Here is a 15,821-nt window from a genome sequence, read left to right on the forward strand (position 1 = left end):
CCGCGTGCAGGCAGACCACTTCGACCAGCAGAAGCTGCTGGCCCTGGCCGCGGAGGACGTCGCGCTCGCGCAGCTCGCCCACCGCCGGCGGACCCTTCCCGAGAACGCCGCGGTCACCGCCGCCGAGGAGGCGCAGCGGGAGTTCTCGGCCGACGTCGTGCGCGCCGAGACGGCCGTGCGCGACCTCGACCGCGAGCAGAAGCGCATCGAGGCCGACGTCGAGTCGGTCCGCGCCCGCTCGACCCGCGACCAGCAGCGGCTGGACTCCGGGGCGGCCACGCCGAAGGAGATGACCAGCCTGCAGCAGGAGATGGCCTCCCTCGCCCGCCGCCAGGGCGACCTGGAGGACCAGGTGCTGGAGATCATGGAGCGCCGCGAGGCCGCCGACGCGACGCTCGCCGCCGCGCAGACCGGGCTCGCCGGCGCGCAGGCCGACCAGGCAGCCGCCGAGCAGGCCCGCGACGCCGCGCTGGCCGAGATCACCGCGGGCGAGCAGGAGCACGGCGCGAAGCGCGCCGAGGTCGCCGGCACGGTCTCCGCGCCGCTGCTGGCGGTCTACGAGCGGGTGGCCAAGCAGACCGGCGGCACCGGCGCGGCCGCGTTGCACGCCCGGCGCTGCGAGGGTTGCCGCATCGAGCTGTACGGCACCGAGCTGGCCGCGGCCCGCAACGCCGACCCGCACACCGTCCTGCGCTGCGAGAACTGCAACCGCATCCTCGTGCGCACCGCCGAGTCGGGGTTGTGACCCGGCGCCTCGTCGTCGAGGCCGACGGCGGGTCCCGGGGCAACCCCGGGCCGGCCGGGTACGGCGCCCTGGTCCGCGACGCCGACACCGGCGCGCTGCTGGCCGAGCGTGCAGCATCGGTGGGCCGGGCGACCAACAACGTGGCCGAGTACGGCGGCCTGGTGGCCGGTCTCGAGGCGGCGCTGTCGATCGACCCCGAGGCGTCGGTCGAGGTCCGCATGGACTCCAAGCTCGTGGTCGAGCAGATGTCGGGTCGCTGGCAGATCAAGCACCCGGACATGCGCGCGCTCGCCGTCCGGGCGCGGGCGATCGCCCAGCAGCTGGGGCAGGTGCGCTACACCTGGATCCCGCGGGCACAGAACTCGGCGGCCGACGCACTGGCCAACTCGGCGATGGACGGCAAGCCGGTGCACCGCGACGCCGGGCCCGCCCCGGTGGAGATCGAGGAGGCAGCCCCCGAGCCGGCCACTGAGCCGGCCCCCGTCGTCAGCACCCGCACGCTGCTGCTGCGGCACGGGCGCACCGCGCACACCCCCGAGCGCCGGTTCAGCGGCAGCAGCGACCTGGACCTGTCCGACCTGGGCCGGGCCGACGCGGCCGCCGCCGCCCGGGCGCTGGTGGGCCGGGGCATCGAGGTGATCGTCTCCTCACCGCTCAAGCGCTGCCGGCAGACCGCCGGGGAGGTCGCCGAGGCGCTCGACCTGTCGATCGAGGTCGACCGTGACCTGCGCGAGCTCGACTTCGGGGCCTGGGAGGGCATGAGCGCGGCCGAGGCGGTGGCGGCCAACCCGCTGGCCTTCCGCCGCTGGCGCAGCGCTCTCGACGTCCGACCTCCCGGGGGCGAGTCGATCGCCGACGTCTCGCAGCGGGTGGCCGCGGCCCGCGCCCGCATCCTCGAGCGCCACGCGGGCAGGACGGTCCTCGTGGTCACCCACGTGACGCCGATCAAGCTGATGCTCGCCGCTGGCCTGGGCGTCGGCGACGAGATCGTGCACCGCGTCTTCCTCGAGGCCGCCAGCCTGAGCGAGGTCGTGTGGTCCACGGACGGCACGAGCAGCGTGAGACTGGTCAACGACACCAGTCACCTGGGCTGACCCCCGGCACCGATCGGCTGGGTTCAGCGCGATCCGTCCTGGCTCACCGGCGTCGGTGAGCCAGGACGGCCGTGGATCGACTGGGCTGATCCACGCCGACGTCCTACAACCGGCCGGCGTCGATGATGCGGGACAGGAACTGGCGGGTGCGGGGCTCCACCGGGTCGCCCAGGACCTGCGCGGGCGGGCCGGACTCGAGAACCACGCCCTGGTCGAGGAAGCAGACGGTGTCGGCGACCTGCTTGGCGAAGCCCATCTCGTGGGTGGCCATCACGATGGTCATGCCCTGGGTGGCCACCTCGCGCACCAGCCGCAGCACCTCGCCGACCAGTTCGGGGTCCAGCGCGGAGGTGATCTCGTCGAGCAGCAGCACCCGCGGCCGCACCGCCAGCGCCCGCACGATGGCCACGCGCTGCTGCTGGCCACCCGACAGGCGGTCGGGGTACTCGCCGGCCTTGTCGGCCAACCCGATGCGATCGAGCAGCTCCCGGGCCTCGTCCGTCGCCTCGGAGCGGGACCGGCCGTGCACCCGCACGGGCGCCAGGGTCACGTTGTCCAGCACGGTGAGGTGCGGGAACAGGTTGTAGGCCTGGAAGACCACACCCAGGCGACGGCGCACGGCGTCGGCGTCCACCTGCGGATCGGTGATGTCCTCTCCGTCGAGCAGCACCTGGCCGTCGTCGACCTGCTCGAGCAGCGAGGCGCAGCGCAGCAGCGTCGACTTGCCCGACCCCGAGCCGCCGATCAGCGCCACGACGCGGTGCTCGTCGACCGACAGGTCGACCCCGCGGAGCACGACGTTCTCCCCGAAGGTCTTGACGACACCGCGGACGTCCAGGACCGGACCACCGGCAACCGGGCTCACAGCACGCTTCCGCTCTGCTGGCGCCGGCGGGCCCGGGCGCTGACGGTGTCGGCGATGCGGGCCGACGGGACCGCGAGCAGCACGAACAGCAGCCCGGCGACGACGTAGGGGGTGAAGTTGAAGGTCTGCCCGACCTCGATCTGCGCGGCCCGCACGGCGTCGATGGCGCCCAGCACCGAGATCAGCCCGACGTCCTTCTGCAGGGCGACGAAGTCGTTGAGCAGCGCCGGGGTCACGTTGCGCACCGCCTGCGGCAGCACCACGATGCGCATCATCTGCCGGTGGGTGAGGCCCAGCGAGCGGGCCGCGGCCCGCTGCGAGGGGTGCACCGACTCGATGCCGGCGCGGAAGACCTCGGCCACGTAGGCCGAGTAGGTGAGCACGATGGCCGCCGTCCCCAGGATGAACGGCGAGGTCGGGACACCCTGCAGGCGCAGCGCCGGCAGCCCGAACCCGACCAGGTACAGCGTGATGATCAGCGGCATCCCGCGGAACACGTCGACGTAGCCGGTGGCCAGCAGCCGCAGCGGGGCGAACGCCGGGCCGCGCAGCGTGCGCAGCACGGCCAGCCCCAGCCCGAGGACGACGACGCACAGCCCGCCGATGACCAGCACCTGCACGTTCAGCCACAGCCCGCGCAGGATGTCGGGGAAGGCCGCGCGGGCGTTGTCCAGCGAGAAGAACGTCGACTGCACGCGGGGCCAGCCCGGCGACCGGGTGATCACCAGGTAGGCGACGACCGCGAAGACGAGGGTCGAGCCCAGCGCGACGAGGGTGGACCGGCGCGACCGGCGGGCGCGGAAGGCCCGCCGGTCGAGCTCGAGTGCGCTGGGGGCGGGCAGGCTCAGTTCAGCACCGGGGCGTCGGCGGCCTCGGACAGCCACTGCTGCTGCAGGTCGGCCAGGGTGCCGTCGGCGTCGAGGGCGTCGACGGCCTCGGTGACGCAGTCGGTGAGCGGGGAGTCCTTGGCCAGCAGCAGGCCGAACTGGTCGCCGGAGTCGCCCGAGTCCTCGATCTGGCCCACGATGACGCCGTTGTCCAGCTCGGCGGCGGTGATGTAGAAGGCCGTCGGCAGGTCGACGACGATGGCGTCGACCTGGCCGTTCTGCAGCGCGAGCTTGGCGTCGTCGTTGGTGTTGAACACGACCGGGTCGCTGCTGGGGGCGATGACGTCGGTGAGCACGTCGAGGCTGGTGGTGGCCACCTGCGCGCCGATCCGCAGGTCCTTCAGGTCCTCGATGGAGGTGGCGCCGTCGGCCGGGGAGCCGGCCGTGGTGATCACGGCCTGCGTGGCGGTGTAGTACGGCGAGGAGAAGTCGACGGCCTGGCGGCGCTCGTCGTTGATCGTGAACTGGTTGATGTCGAAGTCGAAGGACTTGTCGCCGGGGGAGATGGCGGTGTTGAACTGGGCCGTCGTCCACTCGACCTGGTCGGCGGAGTAACCCAGCTGCTCGGCGACCGCGTAGGCCACGGCGGACTCGTAGCCCTCGCCGTTGGTCGGGTCGTCGTCGACGAACCAGGGCTGGTAGGCCGGGGTGTCGGTGGCGATCGTCAGCGTGTCGGCGGTGACCGTGGGCAGGTCCTCGGGGGTGCACGACCCGCCGGAGGAGCCCGAGGCGCCGGCGGAGGAGGACTCCTGCGGGGCGCAGGCGGTGACCGCGAGGGCGGCCGTGGCGAGCACGGCGAGGGCGAGGGGACGACGGCGCACGAGGAGTCCTTGAGGTCTTGACCAACGGAACCGGGGAATCGTAAGGGCAGGCTGGTCACGGCGGCGTCACGGCGAAGAGGGATGATGGTCACCGTGACCGCCGCAGCCCCCGCCCCGACCGGCGACGAGCGCACCCTGACCCCCGCGCAGTACGAGGAGTGGGCCGCCGAGGTGCGCCGGCTGGCCGACGAGCGCGGGGCCGTCGTGCTGGCGCACAACTACCAGGTCCCCGAGATCCAGGACGTCGCCCACCACACCGGCGACTCCCTGTACCTCTCGCGCGTCGCCGCGCAGACCGACGCCCGCGAGATCGTGTTCTGCGGCGTCCACTTCATGGCCGAGACGGCCAAGATCCTGTCCCCGGACAAGACCGTGCTGCTGCCCGACCTCGACGCCGGCTGCTCGCTGGCCGACTCGATCACCGCCGAGCAGCTGCGCGAGTGGAAGGCCGAGCACCCCGGCGCCGTCGTGGTCAGCTACGTCAACACCACCGCCGCGGTGAAGGCCGAGACCGACATCTGCTGCACGTCGTCCAACGCCGCCGACGTGATCCGGTCGATCCCCGCCGACCGCGAGATCCTCTTCTGCCCCGACCAGTTCCTCGGCGCGCACGTCAAGCGGGTCACCGGCCGGGAGAACATCCGCATCTGGGCCGGGGAGTGCCACGTGCACGCCGGCATCTCGCCGTCAGACGTCCGGTCGCAGATCGCCGCGCACCCCGGCGCCGAGATCCTGGTGCACCCCGAGTGCGGCTGCACCACCTCGGTGCTCGACCTGGTCAGCAACGGCGACCTGCCGGCCGACCGCACCCGGGTGCTCTCCACCGGCGGCATGGCCGAGGCCGCCGCGGCGACCCGGGCACCGCAGGTGCTCGTGGCCACCGAGGTCGGCATCCTGCACCAGCTGCGGGCGCTGAACTCGGGCACGCAGTTCATCCCGATGAACGACCGGGCCGCCTGCCGCTACATGAAGATGATCACGCCGGCCAAGCTGCTGCGCACCCTGCAGACCGGCTACGGCGCCATCGAGGTGGCCCCCGACGTCGCCGCCCGCGCCCGCAAGGCCGTCGAGGCGATGATCGCCATCGGCGAACCCGGCCGCGGCGGCGAGTGACCTGGGTATCGGAAGCTCCACCCTGCTGATCGGGCCCGATGAGGGGGGTAGAGCTTCCGATACCCGGTGCGCTCAGACCTGGAGGGCGGCCCACAGCGCGACCGTGGCCAGCACCAGGGTCAGCGGGACCGTCGCCAGGCCGACCAGGCTGAACCGGGCTGCGCTCGGTGAGGGCTCACCGGTGGCGGCGAACACCCGCCGCCACAGCAGGTTGGCCAGCGACCCGACGTAGGTCAGGTTGGGGCCGACGTTGACGCCGATGAGCACCGCGAGCAGCGTCGGTGTGCCGCCCACGGCGGCCGCGGCGGGCAGCAGAGCCAGGGTGGCGGGCAGGTTGTTGAGCAGGTTGGCCACGACGGCGGCGACGGCGGCCACCCCGAGCAGTGCGAGCAGGCCGTCGCCCCCGGGCAGCACCACCCCGAGCAGGCGTTCGAGGCCGTTCACCTGCAGCCCCAGCACGATGACCGACAGCCCGAACACGAACAGGGCGAACGGCAGGTTGGCGGCGGTGAGCAGGTCGACCGGCCGGGTGCGTCGGGTGACCAGCTGCTTGCCGGCCAGCACCAGGACGCCGACCAGTGCGGGCCACACCGGCGCGATGTCGGTCAGCGAGGCGAACCCGAAGCCGACGACGGTGAGGCCGACGACGACGAGTGCCAGCACCGGGGCCGGCGGCACCTCGCGCACCGGCTCGCCCACGGGCACCCGCAGGTCGGCGCGGAACAGCCGGCGCAGCACCAGGTACTCGACCAGCACCGCGACCACCCACGGCCCGGCCATCAGCGCGGTGAAGTGCAGGAAGGTCAACCCGGTGGCGGCGAAGGCCAGCAGGTTGGTCAGGTTCGACACCGGCATGAGCAGCGAGGCCGAGTTCGACAGGTGCCCGGCGGCGTAGGCGTGCGGGCGGGCCGGCACCTTCATCCGCGCAGCGGTGGCCAGCACGACGGGCGTCAGCAGGACGACGGTGGCGTCCAGCGACAGCACGGCGGTGACCACGGCCGACAGTGCGACCACCCGCAGCAGCAACCCCTGCGGTGAGCGTCCGGCCCGGCGGGCGGTGACCGCGGCCGACCAGCTGAACAGGCCCTCGCGGTCGGCGAGGTCGCTGAGCAGCAGGATGACGACGAGGAAGCCGGCGGTGGGCGCGATCTCGGCGACCGTGTCCCGCGCCTCGCCCCACCCGACGACGCCGACCGCGGCCAGCACCAGGGCCCCCGGGACGGCGACCGCGGCGGCCGGCACCCGGGGGGAGTCGACCACCGCGGCGACCAGCGAGGCGACCAGGAAGGCCCCGGCGAGCAGCAGGGCGAGAACGTCGACGGTCACGGCCGCACGAACAGGTAGACCGCGACGGCGACGCCGAAGACGACGATGAACACCCGCAGCGGGGTGCTGGGGATGCGCCCGGCGACCTTCGCGCCGAGGTAGCCGCCCAGCAGGGCCGCCGGGGCGCAGACGGCGACCAGCAGCCAGTCGACCGGCCCGAAGATGCCGAACACGACGACGGTGGTGCTCGCGGTCACCAGCGACAGCACGGCCTTGAGCGCGTTGGCCAGCTTGAGCCGGCCCAGGCCGACGGCGAGGACGGCGGTGAGGATGACCCCCAGCGCGCCGCCGAAGTAGCCGCCGTAGACGCAGGCCAGCAGCACGACGACGTAGAGCCACAGGGGGTCGCGGCGCTCGCCGTCGGTCTCGTTGGCCCGCAACCGCTTGGTGATGAGCGGTTGCACGCCGATGAGCAGGCTGGCCAGCAGCACCAGCACGGGCACGACGGTGTCGAAGGCCGAGGAGGGCGTGGTCAGCAGCAGGATGCTGCCCGCCGTGCCGCCCACGACGGCCACCGCGGACAGGGCGACGAGCCGCGTGCGCTGACCGCGGTAGTGCTCGCGGAAGCCGACGACGGCGCCGAGGTAGCCGGGCCACTGGGCCACGGAGTTGGTCACGTTGGCCGCCACGGTGGGCAGCCCGAGCGCGACGAGCGTCGGGAACAGGATCAACGATCCGCCCCCGGCGACGGAGTTGATGCCCCCGGCCAGCAGGGCGACCCCTGCTGCCACGAGCAGGTCGACGACGGACACGAGCGGCGAGCCTACGGTCCGTCCCTGCCGATCCCCGGCCCGACGGCGGTGCACGTGTCGCGCACCGGGCTGTGAGCAGTGGCACTTCCGCAGGTCGAGGCAGGCGCGGCCGATGCGGTTGGGCGGCGCAACGGCCGGGCATGGTGGGCGCCATGCGCAAGTGGTGGCCGCTGGTGGCGGTCTGTGCCGGCACGTTCATGCTCCTGATCGACGTCACGATCGTGAACGTCGCCCTGCCCGACATCGCCACCTCCCTGGGGACGTCGTTCGACCAGCTGCAGTGGGTGGTCGACGTGTACGCCCTCGGCCTGGCCGCCCTGGTGCTGGGCGCCGGGTCGCTGGCCGACCTGTACGGCCGCCGGCGTCTCTACCTGGGCGGGCTGACGCTGTTCGCGCTCAGCTCGCTGGCCTGCGGGCTGGCGCCGAACGCCGAGCTGCTCATCGTGGCGCGGGCGGTCCAGGGCATCGGCGCGGCCGCCATGTTCAGCACCACCATCGCGCTGCTCAACGCGATCTACCAGGGGCGGGACCGTGGCACCGCGTTCGGCATCTGGGGCGCCGTGGTGGGGGCCGCCGCCGCGGCCGGCCCGATCCTGGGCGGCCTGCTCACCGAGCTGTCGTGGCGCTGGATCTTCCTGGTCAACCTGCCGGTGTCGCTGTTCGCCGTCCTGCTGACCCTGAAGGTGGTCGAGGAGTCCAAGCAGTCGGGCGCCCCGCACCCCGACGTTTCCGGCATCGCCGCCTTCACCCTCGGCGCCGGGGCCGTGGTCTACGGACTCGTCGAGGCCGCCGCGAACGGCTGGGCGCCGGTCGGCTCGTGGGGCCCGATCGTGGCCGGACTCGTCGTGCTGGTGGGCTGGGTGCTGCTCGAGCTGCGCCGCGAGGCCCCGATGCTCGACCTGCGGCTGTTCCGCACCTCGCGGTTCACCGGCATCATGCTCGGCTCGCTGCTGCTGAACCTGGCCGCGTTCGCCAACTCGCTCTACATCTCCCTGTGGCTCCAGTCGATCCTGGGCCTGAGCCCGCTGCAGGCCGGCCTGGTGTTCATCCCGCTGTCGGCGGTCAGCTTCGTGACCGCGGCGATCGCCGGGCGCCGCTTCACCGACCGGTCACCCCGGGTCGTGCTCGCCGTCGGCCTGGCCCTCGTCGGCGCCGGTGTGCTGCTCATGGCCCGGGTCGACGCCGGCACGAGCTGGGGCGTGCTGGTGCCCGGGCTGGCCGTGCTGGGTCTGGGCGTCGGCATCTGCAACCCGGTGGTCACCTCGGCCGCGCTGGCGTCGGTGCCGCGCGAGCGCAGCGGCATGGCCTCCGGCGCGGTGAACACCGCCCGGCAGCTGGGCTTCGCGGTGGGCGTCGCCGTCCTGGGGTCGGTGTTCGCCGCCGGCGCGAGCCGGGTGCTCACCGACGGCGGCGCGCCCGACCCGGCCGGGACGGCGTCCGCGCTGTCCGGCGGGCAGGCGCAGCAGATCGTCGGGTCGGCACCGGAGGAGGCCCGCGCCGGGCTCACGGAGCTGCTGGGCGCCGCCTACGCCGACGGCCTGCGCGACGTGCTGCTGGTCGCCGGCGCCGCCGGGCTGGTCGGTGCGCTGCTGGTCGCGCTGCTCGTCCGCGGCCCGGTTCCCCAGCACGACGAGAAGGGGGAGCAGCCCGCGGACGGGGGTGACGCGCACGGTCGGCACGAGGCACCGCACACCCCGGCGCACGAGTCCGACTCCGAACCCGTGCGCTGAGCGGCGGCGCGGGCCAGACTCGGGCCGTGCCCGCACCGTTCCCCACCGACTGGTCCCGCGCCCTCGTGGTGGCCGCGCACCCCGACGACGTCGAGTACGGGGTGGCCGCCGCGGTCGCCGTCTGGACCGCCGCCGGCAAGGAGGTGCACTACCTGCTCGCCACCCGCGGCGAGGCCGGGATCGCCGGGATGCCCCCGGCGCAGGCCGGCCCGCTGCGCGAGGAGGAGGAACGCCGCTCGGCCGCCGTCGTCGGCGTGACCGAGGTGGAGTTCCTCGACCACCGCGACGGCACCTTGGTCGAGGGCCCGGAGCTGCGCCGTGACCTGGCCGCGGCGATTCGCCGGCACCGGCCCGAGCTGGTGGTGACCCTGCACGGCGGCGACACCTGGACGACACCCGACGTCACCCCCGCCGCCTGGAACTCCGCCGACCACCGGGCGCTGTCCCGCTCGGTGCTCGACGCGGTGGCCGACGCCGGCAACGAGTGGATCTTCCCCGACCTGACCGAGGCACCCTGGTCGGGCACGCAGTACGTGGCGGTGCAGACCATCGGCGAGCCGCCGCACACGGTCGACGTCACCGACGGGGTTGAGGCCGCGGTGGCGTCGCTGAGCGAGCACCGGCGCTACCTCGAGGTGCTCGCCCCCGACGTCCCGGTCGCCGAGCAGGCCCGGCAGCAGATCGACCAGGCGACGCTCACCGAGGACGGCGGACGGCGGGTCGGGTTCCGGCTGTTCTGGGGCTGACGCTCACGGCGTCGGCGCGACCGTCCGCGTCGTCCGGGCCCGGCGGCGGGCGCGGCGCACCAGCGGGACGGCGACCGCGGCGGCGACGGCGACCACCAGCAGCCAGGGCAGCAGCACGCCGAGCACCACGAGCGCACCCCCGAAGGCGGCGGTCAACGACCCCCACCCGGTGCTGAGCCCGCCCAGGAAGCCGGGGTCGTCGTCCTCGGCGGCCGCCTCGGTCTCGACCAGCTGCACCGAGAGGGTGGTGAGCTCGACCTGGTCGGCCAGCGCGGTGCGCTCGGCCTGCAACGCCTCGAGGTCCTGCTGGCGGATCGACAGCTCCTGCTCGGCCGCGAGCAGGTCGGCGGTGGTGGCCGCGCCGGCCATGAGGGCCTCGAGCCGGGTGACCGACGTCTGCAGCGCGGAGATGCGGGCGTCGAGGTCGACGGCGGTGCTGGTGACGTCGTCGCGGACGACGGACACGCTGCTCAGGTCACCCATGCGGTCGAGCTCGTCGAGCACCCCGGTGAGCTCGTCGGCGGGCACGCGCAGCACCAGGTCGGCGACGGTGGTGTCGCCCGAGGTCCGCGGGACCGTCCGCTCCGATCGCTGGTCGACCCGCCCGCCGCGGTCCTCGACCAGCTCGCTGACCTGCTGGGCGCCGGCGGCGGGGTCGTCCACGGCGACCGTGGTGTCGGCGGTGGTGACCACCTGGCGCTCGGTGTCCTCGACGGACGGCGCACCGGCCGCGTCCGCGGGGGCGGCGTAGGACCCCTGGGAGTCCGCGCCGCCGACCCCGCCGCCCGAGCAGCCACCCAGCAGGAGCGCGCTGAGGACCGCGGCCAGTGCCCACCGGTTGCGTCGCATGCGTCGGGACCGTAGGCCGCTCCGCCGCCGACCGGCCAGATGCGAGACCCGATCGTGACGCTCGAGTGGTCCACGGGGGGTCGACGTCGCCCCCCGTTGGGCGTCAGCCGGTCAGCTGGTCGCGCACCGTGCGGGGCTCCCGGCCGAGCAGCTCGCCGAGCAGAGGATCGGTGCCGGCGAACAGGCCCTGGGCCGCGGCCTCGTACATGCCGAGGGTGAACCTCGCGACGTGGGCGGGGCGGCCGGCGTCGGTCTGCGCGGCCAGCCACGCGTCGGGCCCGACGACGGCGGTGCCCACGGGCCGGCCGGTCACCTCGCCGGCCAGGGTCGCCACCTCGGCGAACGTGGGGGCCCGGGCGGCGGTGAGGGTCAGGGGGCCGTCGTACCCACCGGCGGCCAGCACGACGGCGGCCGCCTTGGCCGCGTCCTCCCGGGCGGTCCAGGAGACCGGTCCGTCGACCGGGACGACGACCTCGCCGGTCTCCCGCCATGGGCCGGCCAGCCAGTCCAGGCTGTGCATGTAGAAGCCGTTGCGCAGCGATGTCCAGGCCAGGCCGGAGGCGGCGAGCACCTGCTCGGTGCGGGCGTGCACCACGGCCGGGGCGAACGGCGAGGGGTCGGCGGCGCCCTGGTGGCTGGTGTAGAGCACCCGGCCGACCCCGGCGTCGACGGCGGCCTCGACCGCCGCGGTGTGCAGCGCGACGCCGTCGGCACCCGGGTCGTTGGAGGAGACCAGCAGCAGCTGGTCGGCGCCGGCGAAGGCGGCGCGCATGGCGGCGGGGTCGTCGTAGCCGGCTCGGCGGACGGCGACCCCGCGGTCGGCGAACCGCTGGGCGCGGGCCGGGTCGCGCACGACGACGGTGACCTCGGCGGCCGGGACGCGTTCGAGCAGGTGGTCGACGGTGGCGCCGTTGAGGGCGCCGGTGGCTCCGGTGACGGTGATCATGGCTGGGCTCCTGAGATCGCTGCTACCTCGATGGTGGTATCGACGCTAACAGAAGGCCCGGATCGGCGCTATCGTCCTGGCATGACCGCGAGCACCCGGCCCCGCGCCGACACCCGGCAGGCGATCGTCGAGGCCGCCGTCGGGCTGCTGCGGTCCGGTGGCGCCGAGGCGGTGACCACTCGCGCGGTCGCCGAGGCCGCCGGGGTGCAGGCGCCGGCCATCTACCGGGCGTTCGGCGACAAGGACGGCCTGCTCGAGGCCGTCGTGGAGCACGAGCTGGCCGAGCACGTCGCCGCCAAGGCCGCCGTCGTCCGGGCGGCGGGGGAGTCCGGTGCCGACCCGGTGGAGGACCTGCGGGAGGGATGGCGGAGCCAGGTCGAGTTCGGGCTGTCCCACCCGGCGGTGTTCGGCCTGCTGAGTGATCCTGCGCGAGCCGGTCGGTCGGCCGCGGCGCAGGCGGGGCGGGAGGTGCTGGCGGCGCGGGTGCACCGGGTCGCCCAGGCGGGGCGGTTGGCGGTGGGCGAGCAGCACGCCGCCGAGCTGGTGCACGCCGCCGGCACGGGTCTGGTGCTCACGCTGCTGGCGCTGCCGGCCGACCGGCGGGACCCCGCGCTGGCCGACGCCATGCTCGACGCCGTCCTGGCCCGGGTCCTGGTCGACGCCCCGACCGCCGGGGACCCGGGGGTGGTGCCCGCGGCGGCGGCGCTGCGGGCGCACGCCGACGACCTCGACGTCCTCAGCCCGGGCGAGCGGTCGCTGCTGGCCGAGTGGCTGGACCGGGTCGTCGCCGCCGGGCGGTAAGGTCGGCCGCACGACGGACGAGTCGGCTGGGCGGTCGCGTCGGTGGGGGAGACCCCGCCGCCGAGGAACGTCCGGGCTCCACAGGGCAGGGTGGTCGCCAACAGCGACCCGGGGTGACCCGCGGGACAGTGCCACAGAGAACAGACCGCCAGCGGTGCCGTTCCGACGGTGCAGGCTGGTAAGGGTGAAACGGTGGTGCAAGAGACCACCAGCGCTCCGGGTGACCGGAGCGGCTCGGTAAACCCCACCCGGAGCAAGGTCAGGAAGGTCCGGCGGTTCGCCGCTGGTCCGCGGAGGCGTTCGAGGGCTGCCCGCCCGAGCCTCCGGGTAGACCGCTCGAGCCTGCGAGCAATCGCAGGCCTAGATGGATGACCGCCCATCGGGACCGCCGCGAGGCACCCGGGGACAGAACCCGGCGTACAGGCCGACTCGTCCGTCGTCCTCGCCTGTCTGCTTCACTGGTCATGACCGGTCGGACCAGGGAGGCCCCGTGCAGACCGTGCTCCGCGGCAGGCTCGTCACCGGCGGCACCGTGGTCGAGGACGCCGTCCTCACCCTGGACGGCGGCCGCGTCGCCGCGGTGACCGCCGCCGCCGACCACCCCGACCCGCCGGGGCCCACCGATCACGTGCTCATCCCCGGCCTGGTCGACGTGCACTGCCACGGCGGCGCCGGCGGCTCCTTCCCCAACAGCGACCTCGACGGCGTCCGGCGTGCGGCGGCCTTCCACCGCTCCCGCGGGACCACGACCCTCGTCGGGTCACTGGTCTCGGCCACCCCCGACACGGTCAGGCGCAGGCTCGACCTGCTCGCCCCGCTCATCGGCACCGACCTGGCTGGCGTCCACCTCGAGGGCCCCTACCTGTCGAAGGCCCGCTGCGGCGCGCAGGACCCGGCAGCGCTGCGCCCCGGCGACCCCGCCGAACTGGCGCGGCTGCTGGCCACCGGCCTCGTCGTCTCGGTGACCCTCGCCCCCGAGACCGCCCATGCCGCCGAGCTGGTCGCCCTCTGCCGCGCCCACGGCGTGCTGCCCAGCATCGGCCACACCGACGCCGACGCCGCCACCACCCGCGCCCTGCTCGACGGCTCCGGCCCCATGAGCGCCACCCACTTGTTCAACGGCATGCCGCCGCTGCTCTCCCGCGCCCCCGGCCCGGTCGCCGCCTGCCTGGCCGCCGCGGCCCGGGGCGAGCTGGTGGTCGAGCTGGTCGCCGACGGCGTGCACCTGGATCCCGCCACGGTGGCGATGGTGTTCGACCTGGTGGGTCCGGGCCAGGTCGCGCTCGTCTCCGACGCCATGGCCGCCGCCGGGCAGCCCGACGGCGCCTACCGGCTCGGCTCGCTCGACGTCACCGTGCGCGACGGTGTCGCCCGGCTCACCCACGACGCGGGCGCCATCGCCGGGGGCACCGCGACGCTGTCGGACGTCCTGCGCCGCACCGTGCGCGACGCCGGCGTCGACCTGGTCGCCGCGGTCACCGCGGCCACCGCCACCCCCGCACGGCTGCTCGGCCTCGACGCCGAGGTCGGCGAGCTCACCCCGGGCCGGCGCGCCGACGTGCTGGTCACCGACCCCGACCTGGTGCCGAGAGCCGTCTACGCGGCCGGCGTCCGGGTGCACCGAGAGGAGTACTGACCGTGGAGGTCGTCGTCCTGCCCACCCCCGAGGACTGCGGACGGGTGGTCGCCGACGTCGTCACCGCCGCCGTCGAGGCCGCGCCCGGCGGCGTCACCATCGGCCTGGCCACCGGGTCCTCCCCGCTGCTGGCCTACCGCGGGCTCGTCGCCCGGCACGAGGCCGGCCTGCGGTTCGACCACGTCACCGCCGTCCTGCTCGACGAGTACGTGGGCCTGCCGGCCGGGCACCCCGAGAGCTACCGCGAGGTCATCCGGCGCGAGCTCACCGACGCCGTCGGCATCGACCCCGCCCGCGTGCACGGCCCCGACGGCTCGGCGCCCGACCCGCTGCAGGCCGCCCGCCACTACGAGGCCCTGGTCACCAGCCTGCGGCCGGTCGCCGTCCAGGTGCTGGGCATCGGGGCCAACGGCCACGTCGGGTTCAACGAGCCCGGCTCGTCGCTGGCCAGCCGCACCCGCGTCAAGACCCTCACCGAGCAGACCCGCGCCGACAACGCCCGCTTCTTCGACGGCGACGTCGCCGCCGTCCCGCGGCACGTGCTGACCCAGGGGCTGGGCACCATCGGCGAGGCCGAGCACCTGGTGCTGGTCGCCACCGGCGCGGCCAAGGCCGCCGCGGTCGCCGGTGCCGCCGAGGGCCCGGTCACCACCTCCTGCCCGGGGTCGGTGCTGCAGCTGCACCCGCACGTCACCCTCGTCGTGGACGAGGCCGCGGCGGGCCAGCTCGAGCGCGCTGACTACGCCCGCTACGTGCTCGCCCACAAGCTGGCCGAGCAGGGCTGGTGAGCGCGCCCATCACCCGTGGGCAGGGCGCCCTGCACGCCCAGCTCCGCGCCCGCCTCGCCGAGCAGGCCGCGCGGCTGCCCGCCGGTGCGGCGCTGCCGGGGGAGCGGCAGCTGTGCGAGCTGCACGGGGTCAGCCGGGTGACCGTCCGCGAGGCCGTCGGCCAGCTGGTCGCCGACGGCGTGCTGGTGCGCGTGCCCGGGGCGGGCACGTTCGTCGCCGAGCGGCCGGCCCGCTCCCGCCTGCACCTGGCCTCCTTCGCCGAGGACATGCGCCGGCTCGGGTTGCGACCCTCGACCGTCGTCCTGGAGGTCGCGCTCACCGACCCGCCGGACAACACCCGCGAGGCGCTCGTCCTGGCCCCGGACGCGCAGGCCTGGCACGTGCGCCGGCTGCGGCTGGCCGACAGCGAACCCATGTCGGTCGACGACGGCTGGTACGCCGCCGACGTCGCTCCCGACCTCGGCGACCACGACCTCACCGGCTCGGTCTACACCCTGCTCGGCGACGTCTACGGAGCCGTGGTCGACCGGGCCGAGCAGTCCGTGCGGGCCTCGGAGGCCGACCCGCCCACCGCGCAGCTGCTGGGCCTGGCCCCCGGCCGGGCCGTGCTGGCCTTCGACCGGGTGGCCCGCAGCGGCGGCCGCCCGGTCGAGCACACCCGCTCGGTCTACCGGGGCGACCGCTACGAGGTGGCGATGAGCCTGGAGCTCGGCCGCGGCTGA

At 74.7% G+C, this 15,821-nt stretch carries 16 protein-coding genes and 1 other RNA gene; 10 read left to right on the forward strand and 7 right to left on the reverse strand.

The genetic code is table 11. The features are described 5' to 3' along the window. Positions 1-4 precede the first annotated feature (4 nt). Positions 5-745: a zinc ribbon domain-containing protein gene (locus BLP29_RS10495; RefSeq protein WP_092803784.1), complete on the forward strand. Its 741-nt coding sequence runs from the start codon at positions 5-7 to the stop codon at positions 743-745. Then, positions 742-1,839, forward strand: a complete 1,098-nt coding sequence (locus tag BLP29_RS10500) for a bifunctional RNase H/acid phosphatase (protein WP_092803787.1) — start codon at positions 742-744, stop codon at positions 1,837-1,839. The genes BLP29_RS10495 and BLP29_RS10500 overlap by 4 nt, the downstream gene beginning before the upstream one ends. 103 nt (positions 1,840-1,942) lie before the next feature. Here the strand turns inward: BLP29_RS10500 and BLP29_RS10505 are convergent, their stop codons facing one another. Genes BLP29_RS10505 through BLP29_RS10515 form a run of 3 tightly spaced genes read right to left on the reverse strand, consistent with a single transcriptional unit; the run spans position 1,943 to position 4,412 of the window. After that, positions 1,943-2,704 (reverse strand): amino acid ABC transporter ATP-binding protein, encoded by a 762-nt coding sequence (locus tag BLP29_RS10505; protein ID WP_092803790.1) that lies wholly within the window; start codon positions 2,702-2,704, stop codon positions 1,943-1,945. Continuing rightward, entirely contained in the window at positions 2,701-3,588 is an 888-nt protein-coding gene (locus BLP29_RS10510; RefSeq protein WP_207798427.1) for an amino acid ABC transporter permease, read from the reverse strand. The genes BLP29_RS10505 and BLP29_RS10510 overlap by 4 nt, the downstream gene beginning before the upstream one ends. Beyond that, positions 3,549-4,412 (reverse strand): ABC transporter substrate-binding protein, encoded by an 864-nt coding sequence (locus BLP29_RS10515; protein ID WP_092803793.1) that lies wholly within the window; start codon positions 4,410-4,412, stop codon positions 3,549-3,551. The genes BLP29_RS10510 and BLP29_RS10515 overlap by 40 nt, the downstream gene beginning before the upstream one ends. 84 nt (positions 4,413-4,496) lie before the next feature. Between BLP29_RS10515 and nadA the strand changes: the two genes are divergently transcribed. Continuing rightward, positions 4,497-5,525, forward strand: a complete 1,029-nt coding sequence (gene nadA, locus BLP29_RS10520) for a quinolinate synthase NadA (protein ID WP_092804802.1) — start codon at positions 4,497-4,499, stop codon at positions 5,523-5,525. Positions 5,526-5,597: 72 nt separating this feature from the next. On the opposite strand, the gene BLP29_RS21255 is transcribed toward nadA, so the two are convergent. Together BLP29_RS21255 and BLP29_RS21260 are read right to left on the reverse strand one after the other, a co-directional pair. Then, on the reverse strand, positions 5,598-6,851 hold the full coding sequence (locus BLP29_RS21255) for an SLC13 family permease (RefSeq protein ID WP_207798428.1): 1,254 nt from the start codon (positions 6,849-6,851) through the stop codon (positions 5,598-5,600). Further along, positions 6,848-7,603, reverse strand: a complete 756-nt coding sequence (locus BLP29_RS21260) for a sulfite exporter TauE/SafE family protein (RefSeq protein WP_092803796.1) — start codon at positions 7,601-7,603, stop codon at positions 6,848-6,850. The genes BLP29_RS21255 and BLP29_RS21260 overlap by 4 nt, the downstream gene beginning before the upstream one ends. Positions 7,604-7,755: 152 nt before the next feature. On the opposite strand from BLP29_RS21260, the gene BLP29_RS10535 reads away from it, so the two are divergent. Next, positions 7,756-9,333, forward strand: a complete 1,578-nt coding sequence (locus BLP29_RS10535) for an MFS transporter (protein WP_092804806.1) — start codon at positions 7,756-7,758, stop codon at positions 9,331-9,333. Between the two features lie 26 nt (positions 9,334-9,359). Then, the gene (locus BLP29_RS10540) at positions 9,360-10,079 is read left to right on the forward strand and encodes a PIG-L deacetylase family protein (RefSeq protein ID WP_092803799.1); all 720 of its coding nucleotides are present in this window, start codon (positions 9,360-9,362) and stop codon (positions 10,077-10,079) included. 3 nt (positions 10,080-10,082) lie between these two features. Here BLP29_RS10540 and BLP29_RS10545 read toward each other — a convergent pair whose 3' ends face one another. After that, on the reverse strand, positions 10,083-10,928 hold the full coding sequence (locus BLP29_RS10545) for a DUF4349 domain-containing protein (protein WP_092803802.1): 846 nt from the start codon (positions 10,926-10,928) through the stop codon (positions 10,083-10,085). A gap of 103 nt (positions 10,929-11,031) precedes the next feature. Continuing rightward, positions 11,032-11,874, reverse strand: a complete 843-nt coding sequence (locus BLP29_RS10550) for an NmrA family NAD(P)-binding protein (RefSeq protein ID WP_092803805.1) — start codon at positions 11,872-11,874, stop codon at positions 11,032-11,034. 81 nt (positions 11,875-11,955) lie between these two features. Here BLP29_RS10550 and BLP29_RS10555 point away from each other — a divergent pair, with 81 nt between their 5' ends. The 5 genes from BLP29_RS10555 to BLP29_RS10575 all read left to right on the forward strand — a co-directional run bounded on the left by BLP29_RS10555 (position 11,956) and on the right by BLP29_RS10575 (position 15,821). After that, entirely contained in the window at positions 11,956-12,675 is a 720-nt protein-coding gene (locus BLP29_RS10555; protein ID WP_092803808.1) for a TetR/AcrR family transcriptional regulator, read from the forward strand. Between the two features lie 18 nt (positions 12,676-12,693). Then, positions 12,694-13,111, forward strand: an RNA gene (rnpB, locus tag BLP29_RS10560) — RNase P RNA component class A. Between the two features lie 54 nt (positions 13,112-13,165). Next, entirely contained in the window at positions 13,166-14,311 is a 1,146-nt protein-coding gene (locus BLP29_RS10565; protein WP_165839353.1) for an N-acetylglucosamine-6-phosphate deacetylase, read from the forward strand. A 2-nt stretch (positions 14,312-14,313) separates the two neighbouring features. After that, complete coding sequence (gene nagB, locus BLP29_RS10570) at positions 14,314-15,099, forward strand: glucosamine-6-phosphate deaminase (protein ID WP_092803811.1); 786 nt, start codon at positions 14,314-14,316, stop codon at positions 15,097-15,099. After that, positions 15,096-15,821, forward strand: a complete 726-nt coding sequence (locus BLP29_RS10575) for a GntR family transcriptional regulator (protein ID WP_207798429.1) — start codon at positions 15,096-15,098, stop codon at positions 15,819-15,821. Before nagB ends, BLP29_RS10575 begins: the two co-directional genes overlap by 4 nt.

The organism is Klenkia marina, from assembly GCF_900101025.1.
Lineage (GTDB): Bacteria > Actinomycetota > Actinomycetes > Mycobacteriales > Geodermatophilaceae > Klenkia > Klenkia marina.

Excerpts from the sequence above, each read along its gene's own strand:
- nadA (WP_092804802.1), top strand. The coding sequence starts at position 4,497 with ATGGTCACCGTGACCGCCGCAGCCCCCGCCCCGACCGGCGACGAGCGC.
- BLP29_RS10535 (WP_092804806.1), top strand. The coding sequence starts at position 7,756 with ATGCGCAAGTGGTGGCCGCTGGTGGCGGTCTGTGCCGGCACGTTCATG.
- BLP29_RS10545 (WP_092803802.1), bottom strand. The coding sequence starts at position 10,928 with ATGCGACGCAACCGGTGGGCACTGGCCGCGGTCCTCAGCGCGCTCCTG.
- BLP29_RS10550 (WP_092803805.1), bottom strand. The coding sequence starts at position 11,874 with ATGATCACCGTCACCGGAGCCACCGGCGCCCTCAACGGCGCCACCGTC.
- BLP29_RS10555 (WP_092803808.1), top strand. The coding sequence starts at position 11,956 with ATGACCGCGAGCACCCGGCCCCGCGCCGACACCCGGCAGGCGATCGTC.